This is a genomic window from Micromonospora sp. LOL_015 (assembly GCF_048060275.1).
In the GTDB taxonomy this organism is placed as follows: Bacteria; Actinomycetota; Actinomycetes; order Mycobacteriales; family Micromonosporaceae; genus Micromonospora_E.
In genome coordinates this window covers 55,297-81,103 of record NZ_JBHMIO010000002.1, presented here as the reverse complement: position 1 = coordinate 81,103, position 25,807 = coordinate 55,297, and the positions used below count along the sequence as shown (strand labels likewise).

The 25,807-nt window shown below is 69.5% G+C and carries 24 protein-coding genes; 12 read left to right on the top strand and 12 right to left on the bottom strand.

The window, feature by feature from the left end; all coding sequences use genetic code 11:
• The 3 genes from ACFHWU_RS02810 to ACFHWU_RS02800 are packed head-to-tail and all read left to right on the top strand — an operon-like array spanning window position 1 to window position 2,158.
• Complete coding sequence (locus tag ACFHWU_RS02810) at window positions 1-474, top strand: TadE/TadG family type IV pilus assembly protein (RefSeq protein WP_416550829.1); 474 nt, start codon at window positions 1-3, stop codon at window positions 472-474.
• A complete protein-coding gene (locus ACFHWU_RS02805) occupies window positions 471-941 on the top strand; it encodes a pilus assembly protein TadG-related protein (RefSeq protein ID WP_416550828.1) in 471 nt (156 codons plus the stop codon). The genes ACFHWU_RS02810 and ACFHWU_RS02805 overlap by 4 nt, the downstream gene beginning before the upstream one ends.
• Before the next feature lie 32 nt (window positions 942-973).
• Complete coding sequence (locus ACFHWU_RS02800; RefSeq protein WP_416589745.1) at window positions 974-2,158, top strand: LysM peptidoglycan-binding domain-containing protein; 1,185 nt, start codon at window positions 974-976, stop codon at window positions 2,156-2,158.
• Between the two features lie 41 nt (window positions 2,159-2,199).
• Here ACFHWU_RS02800 and ACFHWU_RS02795 read toward each other — a convergent pair whose 3' ends face one another.
• Together ACFHWU_RS02795 and ACFHWU_RS02790 are read right to left on the bottom strand one after the other, a co-directional pair.
• Window positions 2,200-3,798 (bottom strand): class I adenylate-forming enzyme family protein, encoded by a 1,599-nt coding sequence (locus ACFHWU_RS02795; RefSeq protein ID WP_416589744.1) that lies wholly within the window; start codon window positions 3,796-3,798, stop codon window positions 2,200-2,202.
• Window positions 3,785-5,344, bottom strand: a complete 1,560-nt coding sequence (locus ACFHWU_RS02790) for an NAD(P)-binding domain-containing protein (protein WP_416568023.1) — start codon at window positions 5,342-5,344, stop codon at window positions 3,785-3,787. Before ACFHWU_RS02790 ends, ACFHWU_RS02795 begins: the two co-directional genes overlap by 14 nt.
• Window positions 5,345-5,470: 126 nt before the next feature.
• Here ACFHWU_RS02790 and ACFHWU_RS02785 point away from each other — a divergent pair, with 126 nt between their 5' ends.
• From ACFHWU_RS02785 to ACFHWU_RS02755, 7 genes are read left to right on the top strand one after another with little or no spacing between them, the layout of a single operon-like run.
• A complete protein-coding gene (locus ACFHWU_RS02785) occupies window positions 5,471-7,030 on the top strand; it encodes an aromatic amino acid ammonia-lyase (protein WP_416550824.1) in 1,560 nt (519 codons plus the stop codon).
• A 22-nt stretch (window positions 7,031-7,052) separates the two neighbouring features.
• Window positions 7,053-8,633, top strand: coding sequence for an FAD-dependent oxidoreductase (locus ACFHWU_RS02780; RefSeq protein WP_416550823.1), 1,581 nt, complete (start codon window positions 7,053-7,055; stop codon window positions 8,631-8,633).
• Window positions 8,630-9,754, top strand: a complete 1,125-nt coding sequence (locus ACFHWU_RS02775) for an alpha-hydroxy acid oxidase (RefSeq protein ID WP_416550822.1) — start codon at window positions 8,630-8,632, stop codon at window positions 9,752-9,754. Before ACFHWU_RS02780 ends, ACFHWU_RS02775 begins: the two co-directional genes overlap by 4 nt.
• The gene (locus tag ACFHWU_RS02770; protein WP_416568021.1) at window positions 9,751-11,127 is read left to right on the top strand and encodes a cytochrome P450; all 1,377 of its coding nucleotides are present in this window, start codon (window positions 9,751-9,753) and stop codon (window positions 11,125-11,127) included. Before ACFHWU_RS02775 ends, ACFHWU_RS02770 begins: the two co-directional genes overlap by 4 nt.
• A gap of 27 nt (window positions 11,128-11,154) precedes the next feature.
• Window positions 11,155-12,453 carry a cation:proton antiporter gene (locus ACFHWU_RS02765; RefSeq protein WP_416589743.1) on the top strand — a complete coding sequence of 433 codons (1,299 nt, stop codon included), beginning with the start codon at window positions 11,155-11,157 and terminating at the stop codon, window positions 12,451-12,453.
• Window positions 12,454-12,484: 31 nt separating this feature from the next.
• Window positions 12,485-13,168, top strand: coding sequence for a response regulator transcription factor (locus tag ACFHWU_RS02760; RefSeq protein ID WP_416551089.1), 684 nt, complete (start codon window positions 12,485-12,487; stop codon window positions 13,166-13,168).
• Window positions 13,168-14,520 carry a sensor histidine kinase gene (locus tag ACFHWU_RS02755; protein WP_416589742.1) on the top strand — a complete coding sequence of 451 codons (1,353 nt, stop codon included), beginning with the start codon at window positions 13,168-13,170 and terminating at the stop codon, window positions 14,518-14,520. Before ACFHWU_RS02760 ends, ACFHWU_RS02755 begins: the two co-directional genes overlap by 1 nt.
• Here ACFHWU_RS02755 and ACFHWU_RS02750 read toward each other — a convergent pair.
• From ACFHWU_RS02750 to ACFHWU_RS02705, 10 genes are all read right to left on the bottom strand, one after another.
• The gene (locus tag ACFHWU_RS02750) at window positions 14,463-15,314 is read right to left on the bottom strand and encodes a Rieske 2Fe-2S domain-containing protein (RefSeq protein WP_416550818.1); all 852 of its coding nucleotides are present in this window, start codon (window positions 15,312-15,314) and stop codon (window positions 14,463-14,465) included. The two genes, ACFHWU_RS02755 and ACFHWU_RS02750, sit on opposite strands and share 58 nt — an antisense overlap.
• Before the next feature lie 93 nt (window positions 15,315-15,407).
• On the bottom strand, window positions 15,408-16,118 hold the full coding sequence (locus ACFHWU_RS02745) for an ABC transporter permease (protein WP_416589741.1): 711 nt from the start codon (window positions 16,116-16,118) through the stop codon (window positions 15,408-15,410).
• Window positions 16,119-16,217: 99 nt separating this feature from the next.
• On the bottom strand, window positions 16,218-17,090 hold the full coding sequence (locus ACFHWU_RS02740; RefSeq protein ID WP_416569548.1) for an ABC transporter permease: 873 nt from the start codon (window positions 17,088-17,090) through the stop codon (window positions 16,218-16,220).
• Between the two features lie 48 nt (window positions 17,091-17,138).
• Complete coding sequence (locus tag ACFHWU_RS02735) at window positions 17,139-18,245, bottom strand: ABC transporter substrate-binding protein (RefSeq protein WP_416569549.1); 1,107 nt, start codon at window positions 18,243-18,245, stop codon at window positions 17,139-17,141.
• Between the two features lie 66 nt (window positions 18,246-18,311).
• Entirely contained in the window at window positions 18,312-19,109 is a 798-nt protein-coding gene (locus ACFHWU_RS02730; protein ID WP_416589740.1) for an ABC transporter ATP-binding protein, read from the bottom strand.
• A gap of 90 nt (window positions 19,110-19,199) precedes the next feature.
• Complete coding sequence (locus ACFHWU_RS02725; protein ID WP_416589739.1) at window positions 19,200-20,219, bottom strand: isocitrate/isopropylmalate dehydrogenase family protein; 1,020 nt, start codon at window positions 20,217-20,219, stop codon at window positions 19,200-19,202.
• 59 nt (window positions 20,220-20,278) lie between these two features.
• A complete protein-coding gene (locus tag ACFHWU_RS02720) occupies window positions 20,279-21,184 on the bottom strand; it encodes an EamA family transporter (RefSeq protein WP_416589738.1) in 906 nt (301 codons plus the stop codon).
• Between the two features lie 20 nt (window positions 21,185-21,204).
• Window positions 21,205-22,050 (bottom strand): fumarylacetoacetate hydrolase family protein, encoded by an 846-nt coding sequence (locus tag ACFHWU_RS02715; protein WP_416589737.1) that lies wholly within the window; start codon window positions 22,048-22,050, stop codon window positions 21,205-21,207.
• Window positions 22,047-22,745 (bottom strand): hypothetical protein, encoded by a 699-nt coding sequence (locus ACFHWU_RS02710; RefSeq protein WP_416589736.1) that lies wholly within the window; start codon window positions 22,743-22,745, stop codon window positions 22,047-22,049. Before ACFHWU_RS02710 ends, ACFHWU_RS02715 begins: the two co-directional genes overlap by 4 nt.
• 12 nt (window positions 22,746-22,757) lie before the next feature.
• Window positions 22,758-23,690, bottom strand: a complete 933-nt coding sequence (locus tag ACFHWU_RS02705) for a DUF6282 family protein (RefSeq protein ID WP_416589735.1) — start codon at window positions 23,688-23,690, stop codon at window positions 22,758-22,760.
• A 348-nt stretch (window positions 23,691-24,038) separates the two neighbouring features.
• Between ACFHWU_RS02705 and ACFHWU_RS02700 the strand changes: the two genes are divergently transcribed.
• Together ACFHWU_RS02700 and ACFHWU_RS02695 are read left to right on the top strand one after the other, a co-directional pair.
• Window positions 24,039-24,722 carry a GntR family transcriptional regulator gene (locus ACFHWU_RS02700; protein WP_416589734.1) on the top strand — a complete coding sequence of 228 codons (684 nt, stop codon included), beginning with the start codon at window positions 24,039-24,041 and terminating at the stop codon, window positions 24,720-24,722.
• Window positions 24,722-25,804, top strand: coding sequence for a tartrate dehydrogenase (locus ACFHWU_RS02695; RefSeq protein ID WP_416589733.1), 1,083 nt, complete (start codon window positions 24,722-24,724; stop codon window positions 25,802-25,804). The genes ACFHWU_RS02700 and ACFHWU_RS02695 overlap by 1 nt, the downstream gene beginning before the upstream one ends.
• Window positions 25,805-25,807: the final 3 nt, after the last annotated feature.

Sequence of the window (25,807 nt, the reverse complement as noted above, 5' to 3'; positions counted from 1 at the left end):
GTGCGGCGACGCCATGCGGGCTGCGACCGGGGCCGTGACCGGGGCTCCGTCTCGGTGGAGGTGGCCATCCTCACCCCGGCGTTCCTGCTGCTGGTCGTCGTCGCCTGGGTGACCGGGCGGACCGTGCTGGCCCGCAACGCTTTGGACGCGGCAGCGCACGACGCCGCCCGCGCCGCGTCCATCTCCCGGTCGGTGACCGAGGCGCAGACCAACGCCGAGTACGCCGCGCAGCAGCGCCTCGACTGGGAGGGCATCGCCTGCGCCGGGGAGCCGGCCGCCGACTTTGCCCCGAACGGGGTGGACACCCTGACCAAGGCGTTCGCCACCGCGCCCGGCAGCACCACCGCGCTGATCCACGTCCGGGTCAGCTGCACGGTCCAGTTCGGCGACCTGGGGCTGCCCTGGGTGGCGCAGGACCGGCTGCTCAGCGCCGACTTCCGTTCCCCGCTCGACCGCTACCGGGGGCGGGGATGAGCCGCCAGCGGCCGGGCGGAAGTCGCCAGCGGCCGGGCGTCAACGGCGACGCGTCCGGTCACCGCGACGCGGGGCGGGTCAGTGTCTTCCTCGCCGTGGCCTTCCTCGCCGTAGCGACCGTCCTGGGGATCACCGTGGACGCCGCCGGCAAGTACCGCACCAAGCAACGGGCGGACAACCTGGCCGCTGAGGCGGCCCGCACCGGCGGGCAGCAGATCGACATCGGTCTGGCAGTCAGCGGGGCGGGCCAGTTCATCGACGTCCCGGCGGCCACCGCTGCGGTAGACCACTACTTCGACGGCATGCCCGGGGTGACCGGGTACACGGTCGAGGTCGCCCCCGATCAGCAGCAGATGACGGTGACCGTCGACATGACCTACGAGACCACCATGCTCAGCCTCTTCGGTTTCCCGCCGGGGATTGCGGTGACCGGGCAGGCCACCGCCGTGCTCCGGACCGACCCGTGACGGGAAGCCGACCCCTCGAGAGGAGCGGCACCATGCGCGCGACCCGCGTTTCCCCCGTCCGGCGGCTCGGGCAGGTCCTCACCGGCCTGGGTGCGCTGACCGTCCTGTTGATCCTGCTCGCTGGCGCACCGGTCGCGCTGATCGCGTTCGCCGGCAACCCGCTGCCCGACCACCTGCCCGGCATCGACGAGATCGGCACCGCGCTGACCAGCCGCGACGACGGGCAGCTGTTCGTTCGGGTGTTGGCGGTGGCCGGCTGGTTGGGCTGGGCGACGTTCCTGCTGTCGGTGCTGGTGGAGGTGCCAGCCCGACTGCTGCGGCGGCCGGCCCCGAAACTGCCCGGCATGGGCCGTCAGCAGCGGGTCGCCGCCGCGCTGGTCGGAGCGATCTCGTTGATCCTGGTGGCCGGTCCGGCGGCGGCGTACGCCGCACCGGGGCCGGTCGAGGCGACCTCGGCGGCGGTGGTGGGCATCGGGTTCGGCAGCGCCCCTGAGCTTGCCGCGCCCGCCGGCCAGCAGGCGACGCCGAACCAGCTCGTCGGTGCCTCCGGGCGGTCCGCCGCGTCGACACCGGCCGCCGCAGGCTCGCCTGCCCCGCTGGTCTCGCCGGCGGCGTTGCACACGCTCGCGTCGGCACCCACCGGCCCGAAAGGCGGCGACACAGCACCGACGGACCAGCCGGACGAGGCGGCGGAGCCGGCTGTGTACCGGGTCGCCAAGGGTGACTACCTCGGCCACATCGCCGACCGCTACCTCGGCGGGTTCAGTGACTACCAGGAGCTGGCCGACATCAACGAGATCGGCGACCCGGACCGGATCCGGGCCGGACAGCTGCTGCGGTTGCCTGCCGAGGCGACGGACACCGGCGTCCGGCCGCACGCCACCGGCACGGTCGTCACCCCGGCGGTGACGCCCGCCCCGGAGCAGCCGACGCCGGAGCCGCCGGCGGCCCCGCAGACCCCGCCGCCCGTCGACGTACCGTCGGACGCCGACCGCCCCGCCTCGCAGGTGGACAACGAGGCGACCGGCAACCTCGGCGGCGGCGTCTCCGCCGGCCGCTCCGGTCCGGTTCAGAACCTGAACCGTCCACTCGCGGTGACCGCGGTGATCACCGCGGCGAGCATCGTCGGCGCGCAGATCGGCACCATGCTCGGGCTGAAGCGGCGTACCGCCGGAACGTCCGGCGAGACCGGCCGGCACCGCCGCGACCGCGCCTGACCTGAGCCCGTACCGACGCGACCGCGCCGGTATTCGGCTGCTCAGCCGCCGCCCGGCCGGAGCTGCCGCTTGTCCGGCTTGCCGCTCGGCCCGACCGGCACCACGTCGATGAAGGTGACGGTACGGGGCCGGCTGGCCTGGCCGAGCCGGTCGACCACCAACTCGCCCAACTCCGCTGGGTCCGGCCGCTCGGCGGTAGCTGGCACGACGAACGCGTGCACGGCCTCCCCGCTGTGCTCGTCGGGCATTCCGACGACGTATGCCTCGGCCACGCCGGGATGACTGGCCAGGACCCGTTCGATCGGGCCGGCGTACTGGATGTTGGCGTCGACGATGATCACGTCACGGATCCGGCCGAGCAGGTACAGGTAGCCGTCGGCGTCGAAGCGGGCGAGATCGCGGGTCCGTACCCAGCCGTCGACGAACACGGCCGCCGTCTCGGCCGTCTCGGCCCAGTAGCCGGCGGCCTGGCCCGGGGTACGGACGAACAGTTCGCCGGTGCCGCCTGCCGGGACCTGGTTGCCTGCGTCGTCGCGGATCTGTGTGTCGACCGGGTCGGGCGGCCGGCCGACGCTGGCCAGCCGGGCCGGCACCGCGGCCATCTCGGCGGGGGTCAGCATGGCGATCAGGCCGGCCTCGGTCTGGCCGTACCCGTGGTAGACGACCGGCCCCAGCACCGACACAGCCTGAGCCAACCGGCCGGGTTCCAACGGGGAACCGGAGACCAGCAGGGCGCGCAAGGAAGCCAGATCGACCGGACCGGTCCGCTGGCCGGCAACCAACTGATGCAGCCGGGGCACGGTGATCACGCTGGCGGTCGCCCGCAGCCGGGCGATCGCGTGCGGCAGGAACGGTTCCGGGCCGCCGGTGGGTTCGGCGATCACGGCAGTGCCGCCGGCGGCCAGGGTCAGCACCGTGTACTCCATCATTACCTGGCTGCTCAGCGACCCGAAGACCAGGAAGCGGTCCAGCCTGGCGGCCAGGTCGCGGACGGCTGCCGGCCACCGGTCGGGGCGCGCCGCCCAGCCCGCACCGAGCGCGGCGTACGTCTGGAGGCAGCCCTTCGGGTTGCCGGTGCTGCCGCTGGTGTAGATGATCCGCCCGCCGTCCCCCGGACGGCCGGCGCAGTCCAGTGCGGCCGCTGACGGCGGTCCGGCGAGCAAATCGCGAACCCCGGTCGAGCCGGCGGAACCGCCCAACGGGCCGACGGCGTGCAGGTCGAGTCCGTCGGCTGCGACCCGTAGCCCGTCGGTCGCCGTGGACCGGTCGACCACCACCGCCCGGTTGGCCGGCACCGTGCCGCCACCAGTGAGGACGTGACGCAACTGTCCCGGTGTCAGCCCGGGTCGCACCCCGGCGACCCGGGCGCCGACCACCTGGGCGGCGATCATGGCGGCGAACGCCTCCGGCGAGACGCCGAGCGCCATCGCCACCCCGTCACCCGGCCCGATCCCCGCCGCCCGCAGACCGGTGCTGATCCGCCCGACAGCGTCCAGGAGCTCGGCTCCGGTGACGTGGCGCGCACCATGCTCGAACACCGTCCGGTCGGCGGCAGCCGCCAGTAGGTCCAGGATCGGCTGCGGGTACCCCGGCGCCGGCTCGGCCGGACCAGGCAGCTCAGCCGGCTCAACTGCCGACATCGGTGAGGCACCCCTTCACGAACACGGCCAGCGGCTGTTGATGCACGCTCGCCAGGTCCCACTCGTTCTCCAGATTCTCGGCGAGGTGGTGCACCGCGCGTACCCGGCCGCCGCTGTGGAACCGCACCACCGGATGCAGGTAGGTGGCCTCGTGAGCGGCGTCGGCGTCGTTCTCCGCGACCCGGGGTACCGACACGTCGAACGGGTCGACCGAGTCGTGGTTCTCCCCGTACTCCAGGGTGACGGCGAAGGTGGGCAGGCTGGCACCGAGTCCACCGTCGGTCAGGTACGCCAGCGGCACCTCCTCGTGGTGGTACGCCGAGCCGTCCGGCCCGACGGTTACCACGTCGGCGAGCACGCCGAACTGCTGCCACAGCGCCGACGACCGGTTGACCCGGGCGACGAGTGCGTCGGTGATTGCCTCCGGGGTGGCGTCGAGTCTGGTGGTCGGCCAGCCGGTGCCGTGGTACCGGGCGCCGAGGATGCGGTACAGCGCCCGTACCCCGTACCGGAAGCCGTGGATGAATCCGCTGGTCGACGTCTTGAAGTCGCGTTGCTGGGTGAGCGTGCCGGTGAAGTACAGGTCGGGCACGGTGGTCGACTCGAAGGCGGACGTCTGCTCGGGGAACCGGTCGTTGATGACCAGCCGGGGTCGGCAGGTGTCGTCGAAGATGCCGGCGTCGAACCGGAACCCGGTGCAGGCGATCACCCGGTCGTACCGGATCTCCCGGATGGCTTCGACCGTCCGGGCGTAGCGGAACCGGACCAGGTAGCGGCCGTCGGCGTCGCGGGTGATGCGCTCGATCGTGCCGTCGAGCACCGCGTTCTGCGACTTCAGCTGGTAACTGTCGAGGAAGTTGTTGTTGACCGCCCGCAGGTGGCCGACGTAATGCGTCTGCCAGGCGAACCGGACGGAGCGGGGACCGGCGACGTGGATGACGGCCGCCGTTTCCATCAGCGCGTCGGCGGTCTCGAATCCGGAGTTGCCCTTACCGATGATCATGACGCGCTGGCCGGTGAAGTTGGTCGGGTCGACGCTGACGGTGTCGTAACGTTCTGCCGTCTCGATGCCGGGGATCGGTGGGACGTACAGTTGCGACACTCCGGTCGCGACGATCACCCGGCGGGCGTGCCAGGTCCGGCCGTGTTCGTCGAGTACGGCGAACCCGTCGCCGTCGCGACCGATCCGCATCACCCGGGTCTGGTACTCGACCCGTACCCCGGTGGCGCTGGCGAAGTCGGCCAGGTAGCGGACCAGGTCGTCGGCTGCCGGAAAGTACCGCATGCTGTACCGGGTGAACAGCAGCTCCGGATCGTCGCTGAGCAGCGAGTTCCAGTCCATCCGCAGCCGAAGTTCGGCGTCGTCGTAGCCGGTGTGCACTTTGTTGATGGAGATCAGTTGCCGGTGTCGGGGATAGCGGGTGAAGAACGTGCCGGGGGCGGCCCCGGCCTCGAGGACCGCGTAGTCGTGGCCGTCGCGGTGCATCAGGGCGGCGAGCTGAATTCCCGCAGGCCCGGCACCGATGATCAGATAGTCGTGTGCCATGGCGCGACGCTAGCGGTGGGTATTCAGAGATTCATCAGACCCGATTGGCTGAATCCGGGTCCGGGTCCGGGTCTCGGGGCTGTCGGGCTGAGAGTGTTCTGAGATTCCGTGGTTACGGTCGGCGAGGTGACCAGCAATACGGTGACCGAGATCGATGCCATCGATCTGATCGGCCCCCTGCACCCGGCCGACCTACGGCGCGTGGCTGCCGCAGTGCACATCGAGGTCACTGCGGCGGTACGCGGCCGGGTGCAGGGTTGCCGTTCGTATCTGCGTGGCGTGCTCGACGGCGACCGGACCGTCTACGGTGCGACCACCGGCTTCGGCGCCCTGGTCGGCTTCGCCGGCCGGGACAACGACGCCGATCAGGCCGACAACACCCTGGCACACCTCGGTGCCGGTCAGGGCCCGGACATCGACCCGGCGGTGGCCCGGGCCGCGATGCTCGTCCGGGTGTGGTCGTTGGCCCAGGGTGCCTCGGGCGTGTCACCACATGTGGTCGACGCACTGGTCGCCATGCTCGCGACCACGTTCGCTCCGGCGATGCCCCGGTTCGGCTCGGTCGGGGCCAGCGGTGACCTGATCCCGCTGGCGTACGCCACCCAGTCGCTGCGCGGTCAGGGCCACGCCTACCTCGACGGTGAGCGGCTGCCGGCGGCCGAGGCGCTCCGGCGGGCCGGGCTGCGGCCGTTGACGCTCGACGGACGGGACGCGCTGGCGTTGGTGAACGGCACGTCGGTGACGACGGCCGCGCTCGGGACCGCGCTGCACGACGTCCGGGTGGCGCACCGGTCGGCGCAGCGGCTGGCCGCGCTGCTCGCCGACGTGCTCGGCTGCGACACCCACCAGTTCCTGCATCCGAGGCTGATCGCGGCGTACGGCCATCCGGGCGCGGTCGAGGTGGCGGCGCGGATGCGTGGGCTGCTGGCCGGGGCGCGGCCGTCGGGCAGCCGGCCGCTGCAGGAGGCGTACAGCATCCGGTGCGGTCCGCAACTGCTCGGCGCGGCCGAGGGCGCGTTGCGCTACGCGGACACGGTGTTGGCGGCGGACCTGACCGGGGTCAGCGACAACCCGCTGTTCTTTCCGGACGACGATCTGGTGCTGCACGGCGGGAACTTCTTCGGCCAGCCGGCCGCGTTCGCCGCCGACGTGCTGGCGATGGTCACCGCCCAGGTCGGCAACCTGGTCGAGCGGCAACTGGATCTGCTGGTCGATCCGGCCCGCAACGGTGGTCTGCCGCCGATGCTCGCCGCCGGCCCCGGCCAGCAGCACGGGCTGCAGGGTGCGCAGCTGGCGGCGACCGCGCTGGTCGCGCAGCTGCGCCGGGAAGTCGCGCCGGTCAGTTCGCAGAGTCTGCCCACCAACCTGCACAACCAGGACGTCGTGCCGTTCGGCACCCAGGCCGCGCTGCGCGCGGTGGACCAGGCACGGCTGCTGCGGCTGATCTGCGGCTCGCTGGCGGTCGGGCTGCGCCAGGCGGTGCACGTGGGGGCGCGTCGGCCGACCGCACCGGGCTGCGCTCAGCTGCTCGACCAGCTGGTCGAGGTGGTGCCGGCGATCGACCCGGACCGCCCCCTCGACCAGGACGTACGCCGGGCAGCCGACCTGCTCGACCACGTCGACGAGGCGGCCGGCGGTGGATCGACAGACGCCGGACCTGACCGGCAGGCAGCGGAACCTCGGTAATTGTCCTTCGTAGCGTCAGGCGGTGAATCAAGCGATGCTCGACTATCTGATCATCGGGGCGGGCCCGGCCGGGCTCCAGCTCGCGTCGCACTTCGAACAGTCCGGACAAGCGTCCTACCTGGTGCTGGAGGCCGCCGGTGCACCGGGCGCATTCTTCGAGCGTTACCCGCGGCACCGCCAGTTGATCTCAATCAACAAGCCACACACCGGCTCCACCGACCCCGAACTCAACCTGCGGCTGGACTGGAACTCGCTGCTCAGCGACGACCCGGACCTGCTGTTCACCCGGTACACCGAACGGTACTTCCCGCATGCCGACCTGATGGTGCGCTACCTGGCCGACTTCGCCGCCGCGACCGGCGTTCGGGTGCAGTACGAATGCCGGGTGACCCGGGTGGCCCGCGACCCGGCCGGTGGCTTCGAGGTCACCGACGGGTCGGGCACGGTGCACCGGGCGCGCCGCGTCGTGGTGGCGACCGGGGTGTCCCAGCCGTACGTTCCGCCGGTGCCCGGCATCGAGCTCGCGGAAGGGTACGGCGACATGCCGGTCGACCCGAAGGACTTCCTCGACCAACGGGTGCTGATCATCGGCAAGGGCAACTCGGCGTTCGAGACGGCCGACAACCTGCTGGAGACCACCGCGTTGATCCACGTGGCCGGGCCGAGTTCGATCCGGATGGCGTGGCGCACCCACTACGTGGGGCACCTGCGCGCGGTGAACAACAACTTCCTCGACACGTACCAGTTGAAGTCGGCTAACGCCATCCTGGACGGTGAGGTGCGAAGCATCGTCCGCGACGCGGCCGGTTACCGGGTGCGGTTCAGTTTCAGCCGGGCCGAGGAGGTCGTCAAGGAGCTGCCCTATGACCGGGTGCTGGTCTGCACCGGCTTCCAGTTCGACCCGTCGATCTTCGCTGCGGACACCCGTCCGGCGTTGACGATCAAAGACCGGTTCCCGGCCCAGACCGCCGAGTGGGAATCGGTGAACGTGCCGGACCTGTTCTTCGCCGGCACGCTAACCCAGCAACGCGACTTCAAGAAGTCGACCAGCGGATTCATCCACGGCTTCCGGTACGGCGTCCGCGCGCTGCACCGGATCCTGCGGCGGCGTTACCACGGTGAGGCCTGGCCGGCGGGGAAGCTCGACGCCGACCCGGTCGCGATGGCCGACGCCATCATCGCCCGGGTCAACCGCACCTCCGCGCTGTGGCAGGTGTTCGGGGTGCTCGCCGACGTGCTGACCGTGGCCGGGCCGGATGTCCGCTTCCACGAGGAGGTGCCGGTCGACTACCTGGTGGGCAACGGGCTGTCCGCGCCCGGCCACGAGCCGACCCACGCCTTCGCGGTCACCTTGGAGTACGGGCCCGAGCACGACCAGGTGGACCCGTTCGACGTGTCGGTCAACCGGATCGCCCAGGACTCGGCCGGCCAGGCGCACGACGCCGCGTACCTGCATCCGGTGGTCCGGCGCTACCGCCACGGCGTCGTGACCGACGTCCACCACCTGGCGGAGAACCTGGAGAACCGGTGGGACCGGCCGGACGTGCACCGGGCGCCGCTGGTCGCCTTCCTGGGCCGTTGCCTGGCCACCGTACGCGGATGAACGGGACCAAACTGCCCAGCGTCGCCGCCCCGGTGAACCTGGCCGACCTGCGGGCGGCGGCCCGTCGCCGGCTCGACCCGGCGCACGACGACTTCTTCGCCGGCGGTGCCGGCGACGAACGGACCGTACGCGACAACGAAGCCGCCTTCGACGCCTACCGGGTACTGCCCCGGGTGCTGCGCGGCGTCGGCGCCCGTGATCTGCGGGTGGAGCTGTTCGGCGAGACGGTCTCGATGCCCGTGCTGGCCTCGCCGACCGCCTTTCACCGGCTCGCCCACCCGGACGGGGAGGCGGGTTGTGCCCGCGCGATCGCGGCGGCCGGCACGATCATGGTGGTCAGCATGGCCGCCACCACCCCGGTGGAGGCCATCGCGGCCGCCGCCGCCAACGTGACGCCCCGTCCGCCGAAGTTGTGGTTCCAGCTCTATCCGCAGCCGGACGTGGCGTTCACCGAGTCGGTGATCCGGCGCGCGGAGGCGGCCGGCTGCGGTGCGCTGGTGGTCACCGTCGACTCGCCGGTGTTCGGGCGGCGCGAACGGGACCTGCGGCACGGCTTCCTGGACCTGCCCGACGGGCTGTGCTGCGAGAACATGCGCGATCCGGTGACCGGCGAGATCCGGACGATCACGATGGACGCCGCCCTGGACTGGCGGCGGATCGACTGGCTGCGGGAATCCACTCGGCTGCCGCTCGTACTCAAAGGCGTCCTGCACCCCGCCGACGCCGCGCTGGCCGTCGAACACGGGGTCGACGCGGTGCTGGTGTCCAACCACGGCGGGCGGCAGCTCGACGGCGTACCGGCCAGCGTCGACGCGCTGCCCGCCGTCGTCGACGCGGTCGCGGGCCGCCTCCCGCTGCTGCTCGACGGCGGGATACGGCGCGGCACCGACGTGCTCACCGCGTTGGCGTTGGGCGCGGTCGCCGTCGGCGTCGGCCGGCCGGTGCTGTGGGGCCTGGCCGCCGGCGGTGAGATGGGCGTACGCCAGGTCCTGGAGCTGCTGCGGGCCGACCTGGACCGGGCGATGGCGCTTGCCGGAGCGGACTCTCCGGCCGCGATCACCCCGGACCTGGTCACCCCGGCGGTGGGCGGCCGAGCGTGGCCGGCGGGGGTACGCCGATGACCGGGTCCGGCGTACCCGTGCTGCTTGCCCTCGTGGCGGCGGCGGTCCTGGTGTGGACGCTGCCCCGCTGGCTGCCGCCGGCGGTGATCGGCCTGCGGCAGTGGGTGTTCGCCCGGGTGAACGGTGGTGAAGGGATCGCGGTGCCCGGCCCGCTGGTCGGCGCGGAGCACTTCGAGCGGGTGTACGCCCACCCGGCGGCGGACGGACGCAGCCGGGGCGCGGGCCTGTCCGATCTGTTCTGGTACTGGTTGTCTCCGGGGCCGCACATGCACCAGGAGCACCTCGAATCGGGTGAGCGCTACCGCACCGTGGCCCGGACCACCCGGCGGGTGCTGGCCGTGTCGCAGCGACGGTCGACGGAGTTGGCCGCCTCGGCCGCCCGCCGGCAGCTGGACCGGCTGCCGCCCGGGCGGACCAGCCTGGTGCGGCTACGCGACATGATGCTGCCGATCTGGGCCGAGGTCTACTACGAGCTGGTCTTCGATGAGGCGTGCCCGCCGGACGCCCGGGCGCTGATCGTCGCGAACGCCGGCGACGTGTCGTCCGCGCTGAAGTGCAGTGGGCTGCGGCACCTGAGCCGGCGGAACCGGTTGACCCGCTATCTGCGGGCCCGCGTCGACGCGGGGACCGCCCCGGTCGTGCTGCCGGAGCCGTTCACCGCCCAGGAGACCGCCTGGTACCTGCACGGTGCGTTCTTCACCACGGCGGTCGTGCAGATGTCCGAGGCGATGGCGCATCTGCTGCTGGCCGTCGCTCAGCATCCGCCGACGCAGCTCGCGGTGCGCCGGGCGTTGGACGGGCCGGCGGAGGCCGCCGATGAGCTGCTCGACCGGGTGATCGACGAGACGTTGCGGGTGCATCCACTGTTCGGGGTGGCGCACCGGATCACCTCGGCCCCGATCGAGGTGGATGCCGGCACCACTCTGCCGGCCGGCTCGGTGCTGCTGTTCAACTATCTGGCCTTTCAGCGCACCGGACCGGCCGCCGACGACGATTTCGACCCGGACCGTTGGTTGCGGCTGTCCCGGCGGGAGGCACACTTCGTCCCGTTCGGCGTCACTGCGAACCGGGCCTGCCCGGCGCGCGGCGTCGCGCCGGTGATGATGCGCGCGGCGACCCGCGAGGTGCTGCGCCGGTACGCGCTGGTCTCCTCGGTACGCCACGACCGGTCGTTGCCCAGCCGGGGTCCGTGTTACCTGCTCCCGGCCGGTTCGGGCGAGGTCGGGCGGCTGCGGCTGTGGCTGATGCGCACCGAGGACCGGTGGGCCGACGTCTGGCGAAGCCTGGTCCAGCTGGTGCTGGGCAGTGTGATGGTGCTCCACGCACGACGGCTGCGGCTGTGCGCGAACCACTTCGACCAGGCCGGGCGCTGACGCTGCCGAAACTTCGCTGGAGGGCCGATGAGTACGGTCGACCTGGCGCCACGGTTCTTCATTGCCGTGGCGGTCATCCTGCTCTGCTGCCGGACGGTCGCCTGGCTGCTCGGCAGGGTCGGCCAGCCGGCCGTGGTGAGCGAGATGCTCGCCGGGGTCCTGCTCGGGCCGTCGTTGCTCGGGCTGCTCGCCCCGACCGCCCAGCGGGCGCTGTTTCCGGAACAGCTGCATCCGGTGCTGTACGTCGTCGGGCAGATCGGCCTGGTGATGTTCATGTTTCAGGTCGGTTACGCGTTCACCACCCACCGGGTGGCCGACCTGGCCGGCACCGCCGGCGCGGTCTCGGCCGCCGGGGTGCTGGCACCGTTGGCGCTGGGCGCGCTGCTGGTGTTCGCCACCGCCGGACGTGTGCCGGTGCTCGCCGACGGGGTCCCGACCGGGGTGACGGCGGTGTTCGTCGGTGTCACCCTGGCGGTGACCGCGTTTCCGATGCTCGCCCGGATCGTCACGGAACGCGGGCAGGCCGGCACCCGGCACGGTTCGCTGGCCCTGGCCAGTGGCGCGATCGACGATGTGGTGGCCTGGATACTGCTTGCCGTGGTCCTCGCCGTGGCCACCGGTCGGCCCGGTCCGGCGCTGGTCACCGTCGGCGGGGCGGTGCTGTTCGGGCTGCTGCTCTGGCGGTTCGGGGCCCGGACGGCGGCGGCGCTGATTCGCGACGGCCGGCTCGGTGACCAGTCCCGGCTGCTGGCAGTCGTGACGCTGTTGTTCGCGGTGGCGTGGTACACCGACGAGATCGGGCTGTACGCCGTTTTCGGCGCGTTCGCGCTCGGTGCGGTGATGCCGCACGATTTGCGTACCGACCGGGTGGTGGAGACGCTCGTCCCGGTGTGTCAGACCGTCTTCCTGCCGTTGTTCTTCACCTATTCGGGCCTGCACACCGAGTTCGGCCTGCTCGGCGATCCGTCGGTGCTGCTGTTCGCGCTGGCCTGCGTGGCGGTCGCGATCCTGGGCAAGTTCGGATCATGCTGGTTGGCGGCCCGGCTCAGGGGCGAGCCGAACGGCGTGGCGTTGCGGGTCGGCGCGTTGATGAACGCCCGTGGCCTGATGCAGCTCATCGCGCTCAACATCGGGTTGTCCACCGGTGTCGTCAACTCTACGATGTTCACCGCGTTGGTACTGGTCGCCCTGGTGACGACGTTGATGACCACGCCGCTGCTGAGCTGGTTCGAACGTGTCGATCGCCGCCGAGGGGCCGGACCTGCGGCAGTCCTGATCGTCGACCCGCCGACCGAAGTCCCTGAACATCGACAAAGGTCTATGTAATCTGGGTCTGGTGTGCGATTCTCGACAGGTGATGACGGCAAGCGTGACGTCGCCACCGGCACTGCGCCTGCTCCTGATCGAGGACGACGCGGACCTCGCGGGTCTGCTGACCGAAGTGCTGGCCGACGAAGGATACCGGGTCGACGCCGCCCGCGACGGACAACGCGGACTGCATCTAGGGCTTACCCGAGCGTACGACGTCATGGTCATCGACCGGGTGCTGCCCGCGATCGACGGGTTGAACCTGCTCGCCCGGCTGCGTTCCCGTTCGGTACAGGCCCGGGCATTGATGCTGACCGCGCTCGGCGCCGTCGACGACCGGGTCGCCGGCCTTGACGCGGGCGCCGACGACTACCTGGTGAAACCGTTCGAGCTGGACGAGCTGGCGGCTCGGTTGCGGGCGCTGTGCCGGCGCGCCTTCGACACCGCCGAGACGGTACGGGTCGGCGATGGCTGGCTCGACCTCGGGCTGCGGGACGTGGTGCTGCCCGACGGATCCCGGGTCGCCCTGTCGTTGCGGGAGTTCGACCTGCTCCGGGTGATCGCCATGACGCCGACGAGGGTGCACTCCCGGTCCGGGCTGCGTCGGCAGGTGTTCGACGACGCCCATGCCACCTCTATCGTCGACACCTACGTCTACTACCTGCGCCGCAAACTCGGTCGGTCGGTGATCCGGACTGTGCACGGGGTCGGCTACCGGCTCGGTGAACTCTGATGCCCCACCCGTCGGCCGAGCAGTTCGGCATCTCCTGGGCGGCCGCCGAACGCAAGGTCATCGCGCGGGCCCGGCTGCGCGTCGGCGCGCTGGTCGGCCTCGCGGTCACCGCACTGGTCACCCTGGTCGGCGGGATCGCCTACGGCATGCTCGTGCACGGGCAGGAGAAACAGATCGACCGGGAACTGCGGTACACCGCCAGCCGTGGCGACCCGTCCGGGCCGCCGGGCTGCACCTGGCTGTTCCTGCGCGGCGGCGGCGAGCCGCAAGACGCGGCCCTTCCCGCACTGCAGACAGCAGGAGTCCCCGCACCGGCCGGATTCCCGCTGCGCCAGGTGATGGAGACGGTTGCCGCGACCGGCATCGAGCAGGTGACCAGGGTCGAGCGCAACGACACCGTCTACTTCGTCCTCACTCAGCCCCGGGACGGCGACACCATTCAGGCCGTCTTCGACACCCGTTACCACCTCGCCGACCGTCGCCAGCTGCTCCTGGCCCTGTCCATCACCGAGGGGATCGGACTGCTGGCCGCGCTGGCCAGCGGGATGGTCGTCGGCTGGCTCACGGTCGCGCCTCTCGCCGAGGCGCTCGCGCGTCAACGGCGCTTCATCGCCGACGCCAGCCACGAACTGCGTACGCCCATCGTCCAGGTGCACACCCGGGCGCAGGTGCTCGCCCGCCGGGCCCGTAACGGCAACGGCAACGGCATCGTTCCGTCCGAATACGCCGCCGACCTGGACCGGCTGGTCGGCACCACCCGGCAACTCGGCGAGGTGGTCGACGACCTGCTGCTGTCCGCCCGGCTCGGCGCCGCCCCGGCCGACCGTGCCTCCGACGCGCCGGTCGACCTGGCCGCCATCGTCGAGGACGCGGTCCTTGCCGAGAGCGACCGGGCACAGGAGTACGGCGTGGTGATCGCCCTGGACCGGTCCGCCGGTCCGCTGCCGGTGGCCGGGGTCTCCTCAGCGCTGCGCAGGGTGGTGTCCGAGTTGCTGACCAACGCGTTGCGGCACTCCCGACCGGGCGGCCGGATCGATGTCGCCGTCTGCCGCACCGCCGTCGGCGACACGATCGAACTGACCGTCGCGGACACCGGCGACGGCTTCGACCCCGACGAGCGCATCTTCGACCGGTTCCATCGCGGTACCGGGGCGGACCGGCTGCACATCGGCCTGGGCCTGGCGCTGCTGCGCGAGGTGGTGACGGCGCACCGTGGCACCATCGAGGCCGCCGGCCATCCCGGTGCCGGCGCGAAGTTCACCGTACGGTTGCCGGCTGCCGCAGGTCCGCCGGATCAGGGCAGTTGGGCCTGCACGACGCCGGCCACCACCCGGCTGCGCAGCACCTGCTGATCGGTGGCGGCCGGGCCGTGGGCGACGGTGCCGTCGGTGAGCCGGAACGCGCTGCCGTGCCACGGGCACACCACGCAGGCGTGGCCGTCCGCGCTGATCACCTCACCCTGGTCGAGGGGTCCGTTCTGGTGGGCGCAGTGGGCCAGCAGGACCGTGACGTCCTCGCCGTGCCGGTAGACCAGCACCGGTACGTCGTCCACCTGCCGGCTGATCATGCCCGATTCGGGCAGGTTGGCGAACTCGGCGATCGGGTGCCAGCCGGCGGAGATCCGGTGCAGCTCGGGCACTGCGTGGTTGACTCCAGCGGCCTGCTTGTAGGCGAGATGGCCGCCGAGGAAGCCGCCGGCACCGACCGCGGCGAGGCCGAGGAATCCGAGCGTACGGCCGGTCTGGTGGCGGCCGCGCAGCCGGGCGACCAGCGACCCGGCGTAGCAGGCGATGCCGACGGTGTTGGCGATCGCGTGCACCAGGCCGATCCGGCGCTGCTCGCGGGACAAACTCGCCCAGTCGTTCGCTCCGGTGACGGCCGCCGGGATCGCGGCGGCCGTGCCGACGCCGACCAGGGTGGTCGCGGCCCGTCGCTGTCCGGGCAGCATGTCGAGTACGGCAGCGCTCAACCAGGCACCCATCGGCACCTGGATCAGCACCGGGTGCAGCGGATGCCCCAGCCACACCCCGTGCAGCAGGTCGCGGACCCGTTCGTCGCTGATCCGCCGCTGGACGCTCTGCTGCAGCCGGTCGCCGATCCGGTCCAGCCCGGTCGCCTGCTCAATCCTCATCAACAGTGCCCGCATCGGCGACACATTCCCGAGCTCGGCCGTCTCAAACCCGTGGCGGGCGTCTCGCATCGGTTTCGGCCGAGATCAAGGTGGCCCGGGATTCCAGGATCAGCGATCGCCGCCTCGGACGAGAGTTCGCTCCAAAAGGGTTACCAAGCCCATGACGATCAGGGCCGCTGCGATGATGGTCCCGGTGACCGCCCAGACGCCGGCAATGTTGAACTCGCGCGACGACCGCATCAGCAGCCAGCCGATCCCGGCCGTCGAGATGATCACCTCCGCGTTGACCATGCCCCGGATGCCACGGCTCACGCCAAGCCGGATCCCGGTGATCGCCAGCGGTAGCGCCGACGGCAACGTGATCTTCAGGATCGTCTGTGTTCGTGACGCGGCGTAGGCGTGCGCGAGCTGTTCGTGGGCTGGGTTGACATTCTTCAGACCGGCCTGCATGGAGACCACGATGATGAAGAAGGAATAGAGGAACACGACGGCGACTCGGGTCGCCGCCCCGAGCCCGAACACCATCATCAGGATCGGAATGGTCGCGGTGATCGGCACCGACATGCCGGCGTCGATGTACGGCGCGATCAGCTGCTCGACGGTACGGGAGAGGCTCATCAGCACGGCCACTACGACGGCGGCACCGATCGCCACTCCGATGCCCATGCCGAAGGTCTTGGCGCTTTCCGACAGAACGGAGAACAAAATCCCGTCCTGAAAGAACGAGAGCCATGTGTGGTAGATCTCGGAGACCGGTGGCAAGGCTCGGTAGTCCGCCAGCCGGCCGAAGACCTCCCAGAGCGCCAGGAATACCGCCAAGGATGCCGCTGTCGCCCACGGAAACCTCATCGCTAGCGCGGTCACCCGAGGGCTCACCAACGACGTCGTTGTGGTGCGGGTCGGTGTCGAGACCATGGGCTAGCCTCCTGTGCCGTAGAGCCCCTGCGGGGCGATCTTGCGTTCAACCCAGCGGCCGAGCGCCATCAACAGCAGTCCTTCGGCGACCACCACGGCCACCCCGGCGTAGACCACATCGGCTTGGAAGAAGCTTCGTGCCTCCATGACCAGTCCGCCGATCCCAACGGTGGTGAGCGTCAATTCGACGATCACCATCCCTACCACGCCCCGGGACACGGCTACCCGGAACGCGCCGCCGAGAGCGGGCAGTAGGCCCGGTAGAATCACCTTTGCCCACAGTTGCCACCGGGTGGGGGCGAACGCCGCCGCCATGTCGATCAGGTTGGCGTCGACGATCCGGGCTCCCGTGCGTACCAGGGAAACGACTAGTGCGAAGGCGAAGAGAAAGACGACGACGGACCGCGCCGTCAGACCAAGCCCGAACACGATGATGACGATCGGGATCAACGCGATAGTCGGAGTGGCCAGATCGATGTCGATGTACACGCCGAAGATCCGGTTGAGCAGTGGCGAGCGGCCTAGCGCGATTCCGATCGGCACGCCCACGGCGAGGGCGACCGACGTGCCTATCAGCAGCGCCTGGTTACTGCGCCAGAGCGCTGGGCCGAGTTCGCCCGACAGGGCTAGGTCCCAGGCGGCGGCGACGATCGCAGTCGGCGTCGGAAACAGGATCGAGTTGCTTATCTGCGCCGCGATCTGCCAGGCGAGCAGTAGCGTAAGCGGGCTGACGATCCGGAGCACCTTGACGGTGCGGGTCGTGCCGTGTGGGCCGTTGTCGGGTGTCGGTCCCCGCCGGGGCCGCCGCTGGCGCGGCAGCCCCGGCGTCTGCGACGCCGTCGACGATGTGGCGCTGATGGAGCTCGGCGCGGTCATCTGCGGCTCGCTCTCCTTTCCGGCTACGCAGTGCGGGCAGCTGGCGGACTACTCGATCATCGATTCGGCGACCTGCCAGATCGACGGGTCGATCAGCTCCGAGCCGGACGGGAAGCCGTCGTCGGGTTCGATCTGTTCGGTTTCAATCATGAGGTCGACCTGCTGGTCGACCGTTTCGGCGGCGACACCCATGTCTTCGAAGAAGAGCGACAGCAGCACCTCGGCACTCGGCGAAGTGGTCACCTCGTGGTAGGCGAGCCACTCGTCGAGCACGGCTGGGTTGTCAGCAAGTTCTCGTACCGATTCGGCGTGGTGCCGTTGGAACTCCTCCAGGAACACTCTGGTCTCGTCGTCAAAGCTGGCTTCGTTGTATGTCAGGACGGTGTCGAGTAGGAACGGGTACTCGTCCAAGGGGCGGTAGAGGACGTCGAATTCGCCCTGCTCGCCCTGCTCGGTGACTTCCTCGTCGAAGCCGATGGAGACTGCGGTGGCGTCGAGTTCGCCGGCTACCAGCGCTTCGACCCGTACGGCGGAACCGGTCATGGTGATGAACTGCGGTTCGACGTCGGCGTCGAGCACCCATAGCCGGGCGGCGAGGGTGCCGGCCGAGATCGGGGCCTGGTAGGCGACCCTCTTGCCGTCGAGGTCTTGCGGGCCGGTGATGTCCGTGCGGCCTACGATGGTGAAACCGAAGCGGGAGCCGCCGCCGAACACCCGCAGCGGGACCCCGCCGGCGACGGCGGCGAGCACTGTAGGTAGCGCTACGTTTATCGCGTCCGACTCGCCTTGGACGAGCGACTGAACGACGCTCTCGTTCGCCTCGATGAAGCGGGCCTCGACGTTCCAACCGTCGGCCTTCATCGCCTCGGCCGCCCGTACTGTGGGCATCTTGGCGACCGTGAAGTCGAGGCTCTTGCCGTCGACCACGACGCCGGGACCGCTGGTGGTGACGACCCAGGTCTTGTCACGAGCCTTGGCTGATTCGAGTACCGCATCGCGGCCTTCCTCGGCGATCGAGCCGCCGTCGCCTCCACCGCCGCAGGCGGTCAGGAGCAACGCCGTGCTGAGCAGGGCAGCGGTGGCACGCCAGCCGAGTTGTCGCCGTCGGCTGGTGGGGCTACCCGGGCATACTTGAGTAGATGTGTTCTTATCCATCCCACTGTTCCTTCTCAATCGGTCGAACTTTTTGGGACGGTGCGTGACGCCGGAGAAGTCGGGCGGCTAGGCGGATGCGCCGGAGGGACTTTCGTCGCCGGAGACCACTTCGTTCTCGATGAGCTTCCAGACCCGGTCGACGTAGTCGGCGAATTCGTGTGAACGCTTGACCGCCAACGTGCGGGGGCGAGGAAGATCGATCCTCACGATTTCGCGTACCCGGCCGGGCCGGGCACCGAGGACGATTACCCGGTCGGACAGGTATACGGCTTCATCGAGCTGGTGCGTCACGAACACCACGGTCTTGCGGTCGATATCCCAGATCCTCAGCAGTTCTGCCTGCATTACCTCACGGGTCTGGGCGTCGACGGCCGCGAACGGCTCGTCCATGAATAGGATGTCGGGTTCGATGGCCAACGCGCGGGCGATGTTAACCCGCTGCTGCATACCACCGGAGATTTCCGAGGGGTAGTGCGATTCGAAGCCGGTGAGTCCCACCAGCTTGATGAGGTCCAGTGCGCGGGCTTTGGCCTGGGCACCAGGTATCCGGTCGAGTTCCATTCCGAAGGTGACGTTGTCCAGGACCGTCCGCCACGGCAGCAAGCTCGCTTGCTGCAGAACGAAGCCCCGCTTTCGGGTCGGCCCGTCGATCCGCTCACCGTCGATGAGTACTTCGCCGGTTGTCGGTGCGACGAGGCCGTGCAGCATGCGTAGCAGCGTCGTCTTGCCGCACCCGCTGGCACCGATGATGCTGACGAACTCGCCGGGCCGGATCGTGATGGAGACATCCTCCAGGACGGTCAACGAGCTGTCCCGCCTGGTGAAGGTCTTGCCGAGGGATCGACCTTCCAGCTTGTTGCTCATGTTCGTATCGTATATGACTAGAACCGTCATCTCAATGACACCAGCTCGTAAAATTGAGTCAAGACGCAGGCCAGCCGGCCTCTGCACCCACTACGGCACCAGCGCTGCCACGATGGCGTTGGTCATCTCCACGCTGCCGGCCGACCCCCCGAGGTCGCTGGTGCGCGGTCCGTCAGCGAGCACTGCAGCCACCGCCAGCTCGATCCGCTCTGCTACCCCGGCTGCCCCGAGCTGGCGAACCAGCATGGCCGCGCTCAGCACCGTGGCTATTGGATTTGCGCGAGCCTGACCGGCCCGTCGTGGCGCGGTGCCGTGCGCCGGTTCGAAGTACGACCTAGTGTTCCCCACACAGCCTGACGCGGCGAGCCCGATGCCGCCGGTCGTTCCGGCGGCCACGTCGGAGAGGATGTCGCCGAACGCGTTCGTCGTCACGATCACGTCGAACTGCTCGGGATGGCACACCAGATCCAGCGCGCAGGCATCGACGTTGCGGGTCTGGTACGTCACGTCCGGGTAGCGGTCGGCAACCTCGGCCACCGCGTCGAGGAACACCGAATCGGTCAACCGCAACGCGCTGATCTTGTGCGCCGCGGTCACCGAACAACGCCGCGACCGAGCCTGCTCGAAAGCGACCTCGGCCGTACGCAGCGACGCTCGGCGGGTGACCACCCGTTCTGCGACGGCACCGAGTCCCCCGTCCAGTGGCCGTTCCCGACCGGAGTACAACCCTTCGGTTATCTCCCGCACGATTAGCAAGTCGACATCCGGTTTCGCCCCCGGTACCCCAGGGAAGCTGCGCGACGGTCGCAGACTGGCCACCAACTCTAGCCCTCGGCGCAGGTTTCGCAGCGGATTCGGCACCCCGGCCGGCACCCCGGCGACGTCGAGCGCGCCGAGCAGCACACCGTCGGCGGACCGTGCCGCTGCCAGGGTCTCGGCCGGCAGCGGGTCCCCGGTGCGCTGGTAGCAGTCCAGCCCGGCCGGCGCGTGACGGAACCGCAGACTCGGTCCACCGGCCACGCTGGCGGCGGCCCGCAGCACCTGTTCGGCGCAGTCGGTCACCTCTGGGCCGATGCCATCGCCCCCGATAACGCATATCTCGTAGGTCATGGTCGTCTCCTTCCTTACCGCCCTCACCGCCAGTCGCCTCCCAGCACAGGTGCGGTCGCTCAGCTAGTGCCGTCGATCAGGGACGAGGTGGCGATCCCGGCGAACACGATCAACGCTCCGACGACGGTGCCGGTCCGTACTGCCTCCAGGTTCCGCAGCACGACCGCGCCGATCATCACCACGAACACCGGTTGTGAGGCGATGATCGGCGCGATCAACGACAGATCCCCGGCCCGCAGCGCGAGAAAAAGCAGGAACGCGGCGAGCGCGGTCAGCACGCCGTGCAGCGCGAACCAGCCGCACGCCGGTCTCCTGCGCCGTAGCGCGCCCGGCTCGCGTACCGCTGTCACCAGCAACCAACCGACCGTTGCCGTGGCGACGCCGAGGAAGGCGCCGAGCGCCGCGTCCGGATGGATGTCCAGCGCCGCCTTGCGCAGCAGATCGGAGGTAGCCAGGGCCGCGCCGGCCGCCACCGGCCAGATCAGTAGCCGGACCAGATCCACCGGCCCGGCGTTGAGGACCACGCCCCCCCGGTTGGCCGAGCCGCCCCGGGCGCTGAGCCACAACCCGGCCACCACCATGACCAACATCAACAGCCGGCCGGCGGTCGGCCGTTCACCGAGGAACGCGACAGCGAACCCGGTCGCCGCCACTGGCTGGGTGCTGGACAACACCGGTGAGGCCACCGACGCTCCGGCATCACGAACCGCTCGCATCATCAGCAGTCGACCCAGCCCCGCGCCGGCGACACCCGCCAGGACGAACAGCACCACCGCCGATGCCGGAATTCGCCATGTGTTGACAGTGGTCAGGCAGAGCACGCCCAGCGCCACGGCGCCCGCGACGAGGCTGACCAGGAGGCCGCTCATCATGTTGCCGTGCCGGGTGGCCAGCTTGCTGACCACCTGGCTGCTCGCGTACGCGAACGCGGCCAGCAACGCCATCAGTTCGATCGGCAGGGTCATGTCAGCTGTTCGCGATCAGTTCAGACGATCGCGTTCCGCAAGGCCCCGATACCTGAGATCTCACTTTCCAGCACATCGCCCTGGGAGAGGTACTCCGGTGGTCGGCGCTGGTGGCCCACACCTTCCGGGGTGCCGGTCAGCACGATGTCTCCGGGCAACAGGGTCAGCCCGGTCGAGAGTTCGGCGATGATCCTGGCGATTGGGAAGATCATCTGCCGGGTGTTGCCCGACTGGACCGTACGGCCGTTGACTCGGCAGGAGATGTCGAGCGACTGCGGGTCGCCCACCTCGTCGGCAGTGACCAACACCGGACCCATCGGGCAGGTCTGGTCGAGGCTCTTGCCCTTGAGCCACTGCCCGCCGTACTCAGCCTGCATGTTGCGGGCGGTGACGTCGTTGGCGACCGTGTAGCCGAAGACGTGCCGTAGGGCGGTGTCCTCCGCGATGTCGGTGCCTCCGGTACCGATGACGACCGCGACCTCGACTTCCCAGTCGAGCTGCCCGGTCAGCCGGGGGTGCGCTGAGATGTCGTCGTAGGGTCCGACGACGGTGCCCGGGGCCTTGGAAAAGATCGTAGGCCGGTTGGGCAGCTGCACCTCCGGACGGGAGTGCCGGCCCTCCTCGAAATGGGCGAGGTAGTTCCAGCCGATGCAGTAGATGCTGCGAGACGGAGTCGGGACCGGTGCGACGAGTTCGACGTCGGCCATCGCGACCGGGTCCGGCGAAGCGGCGGCGGTCAGCCGACCCACCGGCCAGTCGAGGACATCGAGCATAGAGGTGACGCCGGGAAGCGGCAGTAGGGTATCGCCGTCGACGATTGCTACCCCCGGCCGTCCGTCGAGCTGGTAGGACGCGAGCTGGGTCATGATGGTCGCCGTTCGTATTCGGCGCGCAGCGCCGGTGACAGGGGGTACGCCTCCGCGAGCGGGACGCCTTCGCGGATTCTGGACAACGAGAAGGCGTCGACTGACTCCTGCTCGACGGCGGCGTCGACGATGTCGTCCACCTGCTCGGCTGGAACCACCGCGATGCCCTCGTCGTCGCCGATCAACAGGTCACCCGGGTTGATCAACACGCCGGAGCAGCCCACTGGGACGTTTAACTCGATCGCGACATGACGGGTTGGGAACGTCGCCGCGTGCGCGCCGGCGGCGAAGACCGGCAGCCCCACTTCGCGGATGCCGGGAAGGTCACGAACACAACCGTCGGTGACGACGCCGGCACCGCCTCGGTTTGCGATTCGGGCAGCGAGCAGGTCACCGAGGACGGCCGCGCCGAGTTCGCCACGGGCGGCCACCACCAGGACCTCGCCGGCCGATATCTCGTCGATAGCGATCCGGTGCGGGTCACTGGACTTGGGCGCGGCCCGCCGCGCGGCGAGCATGTCCTCCCGCATGGGCTCGGTGCGTAACGTCCGGGCCACGCCGATGAACCTGGGAGAACCCGGGGTGACCGGTGGGATCGGCAGGAAGCAGTGGTAGAGGCCGGCGTGCTGCAGCACGTATACGACCGTGCCGACGCCGATACCGGCCAACTTCGTACGGATGGTGTCGAGATCCATGGCGTCGACCCGTCACAGTCCGAGCATGCGGGCCGGGTTGGTCTTGGCCATCGCGATGATTTCGTCGAGGGCGACGCCCTGGAAGTACAGCATCTCGCAGAGCACGTTCATGGTGATGGCCGGCATGGGGTTGTACGGCTGTCCGCCGTCGGTGATTAGGTTGCAGTTCTCCGCCCCGACCTGGCCGATCAGCTCGACGAGTTCGTCGAAGTTTCGCCGACCCATGATTGGCTGGTACGGGTTGTAGGACATGTTGAACGTCGTGCCGCAGTCGACGAGCTGCTGGTAGTGGTCGAGGCTCCACCAGTCGCTGGAGTTGGGGTGCTCGATGACCTTGTTGGCGATGCCCAGCTCGGCCGCCCGACGCATGATCGGGATTGCTTCCTCGGGGCCGAGGTGGCCGGCGGAGAGGATGACCTGCGGATGGTCGCTCACCGCCTGGAGCACGTCCTCGGTGTGTGGCAAGAGCTTGCCGTCCTCGACGGCGAGGATCGGGGTGATCTGCTGCCCGAATGAGTGTTGCAGCTGGATCGCGCCCGGCTTCTTCTTCTGGACGTACCGGATCCCGTCGAAGGTCGGGAACATCACGACCCGGGCACCGCCGGCGAGTGCGGCCAGCACTGGGCGCACGGCAATGCCGCCGGCGGTGCCGTTCATCGTGATGCCGCCGAAGACGCGCAGGCCGTCAACTGCCTGATCGGTCAGCACGGCCTTGGTGTACGACGGGAAGAGGTGGTCTTTGAGCACGATCGCCTTCATGCCGGCGGCGGCGGCCGCGCGGGCGATATCGATGCTGGTGCCGATCCGGTCGATCGCGTCCGGGCCGCTGTGGATGTGCAGGTCGACAGCGTCGGTCAGGAAGTCCGGCCGTGGCCCCGGGTAGCCGATGGAGATCATCGACGCGGGGGGCACGGTCTCGTACGGGGAGAGGTCGTCGTTGCACATGCGTGGGCTCCTCAGGTTGACGTCATATACGATATTACGCAGCACGGCAACGCGCTCGCAACCAGCTGGTCACCGAGATCGTGGTCACTGTGAACCTTCTGAGCTGGGCATCCGCCCTGTGTGGCAGCCTGTGCGGTGACCGTCGAACCGGCGGCGACCCCCTCGCTGGCGCGGGCACATTCGCTCACCGAGGCACACTGGTGCGGCGGGGCATCGACGAGTGACGTCGGACACGGTTCGACCGGGGCGACCACGCGGCTTCGGGGAGCAGCCGAAAATGATATAGTATCTGTCATGCCGACCCTCGTCGGCCGCCCGGTATAACCACTAGCTACCGAGAGGGCCGCAGTGTCCAGTCTCAAGTCATCCGAGCTCTACCAGTCTCTGCGTACCCGGATCATCAACGGCGACTACCAGCCTGGTGACCGGCTGGTGCTGCGGCGCATCGCGTACGAGTACGACGTCAGCGAGATCCCGGTACGCGAGGCGATCCGAATGTTGGAACGCGACGGCCTCGTGGAGATGATTCCGTACACCGGTGCCCGGGTCATCACGCTTTCCCCGCAGAAGATCCGCGAGTCACTGTTCGTCCGTGGTCACTTGGAGAGCATCGCCACTGGCCTGGCGGCCGACCTACTCACCGAGAGCCAACTCGACGAGCTGGATGCGATGATCACCGCGATGGAGACTGCGGCGGTGGGTCAGTCCACGGTCGACTACGCGGAGATGAACCGCACCTTCCACGGTTTGATCAACACGGCCAGCGGGAACCAGGTGCTGTACGACACCCTCGCCGATCTGGAAGGCGCGCAGGTCGGATTTCAGGCCCTGTTCCGGCTCCGGCCACACCGGTTCGAAGTGTCGCTTCAGGAGCACAAGGAGATCCTCGGCCACTTGCGGGCCCGTGACGCCAAGGCCGCCAGCGAAGTCGCGCTTCGGCACAAACTCGGTGCATCGGCCGAACTGGAGGCGTTCTTCCTCGAGCACACCGTCCGACCGATCGAACCGACGAAGGAAAAGGCGACCGCGTGATGTCGCGTCGATACGACGTCGCCGTAATCGCCGGCGACGGGATCGGGCAGGAGGTGGTGCCGGCGGCGATCACCTGCCTCGACGTGGTCGCCGAACGGCACGGCTACACCGTCGACTGGCATGCGTACCCGTGGGGCTCCACCCACTTTCGTCAGCATGGCCGGATGATGCCGGCCGACGGCATCGATCAGCTACGCAGCCACCGTGCGATCTTCCTCGGTGCCGTCGGCGACCCGGAGATCCCGGACGCTGAGACGTTGTGGGGGTTGCTCATCCCAATCCGGCGTCACTTCGACCAGTACGTCAACCTACGACCGGTCCGCTCGTTGGTCAGTGTTCCCACCCGCGTGGTCAACGCCGGCGACATCGACCTCGTCATCGTGCGGGAGAACGTCGAAGGTGAGTACAGCACCGTCGGTGGCCGGATCTATCCCGGCGACGCCCGCGAGGCTGCGGTCCAGCAGACGATATTCACCCGCATCGGGGTGGAACGGGTCGCCAGGTTCGCCGGGGAGCTCGCCGCCCGCCGCCGGGGGCTGGTCACCTCCGCGACGAAGTCGAACGGCATCATCCACACCATGCCGTTCTGGGACGAGGTCGTCGAGCAGACTCTACGTGAGGTGCCCGGTGTACGGCTCGACAAGGAGCTTGTCGACGCGCTCGCCGCCAAACTCGTCCGCGACCCGGCGTCGTTCGACGTGATCGTCGCGTCTAACCTGTTCGGCGACATCCTGTCCGATCTCGCCGGTGCCGCCGCTGGTTCGATCGGCATCGCCCCGAGCGCCAACCTCAACCCCGAACGGGCGTTTCCGTCGATGTTCGAACCGGTGCACGGCTCCGCCCCAGACATCGCCGGTCAGGGCGTCGCGAACCCGATCGGGCAGATATGGGCCGGCGCCCTGATGCTGGAACACCTCGGTGAGTCGGCCGCCGCCGCAGAACTCATCGCTGCGTTCGAGGCCTGCCTTGCCGCCGGGGTACGGACCCGGGACCTCGGCGGCACCGCCGACACTCGAGAGTTCACCGATGCCGTCGTTGCTCACCTGCGGGCGCTTCCTGCACCGCTGATTGCGTCCGCCTGACTC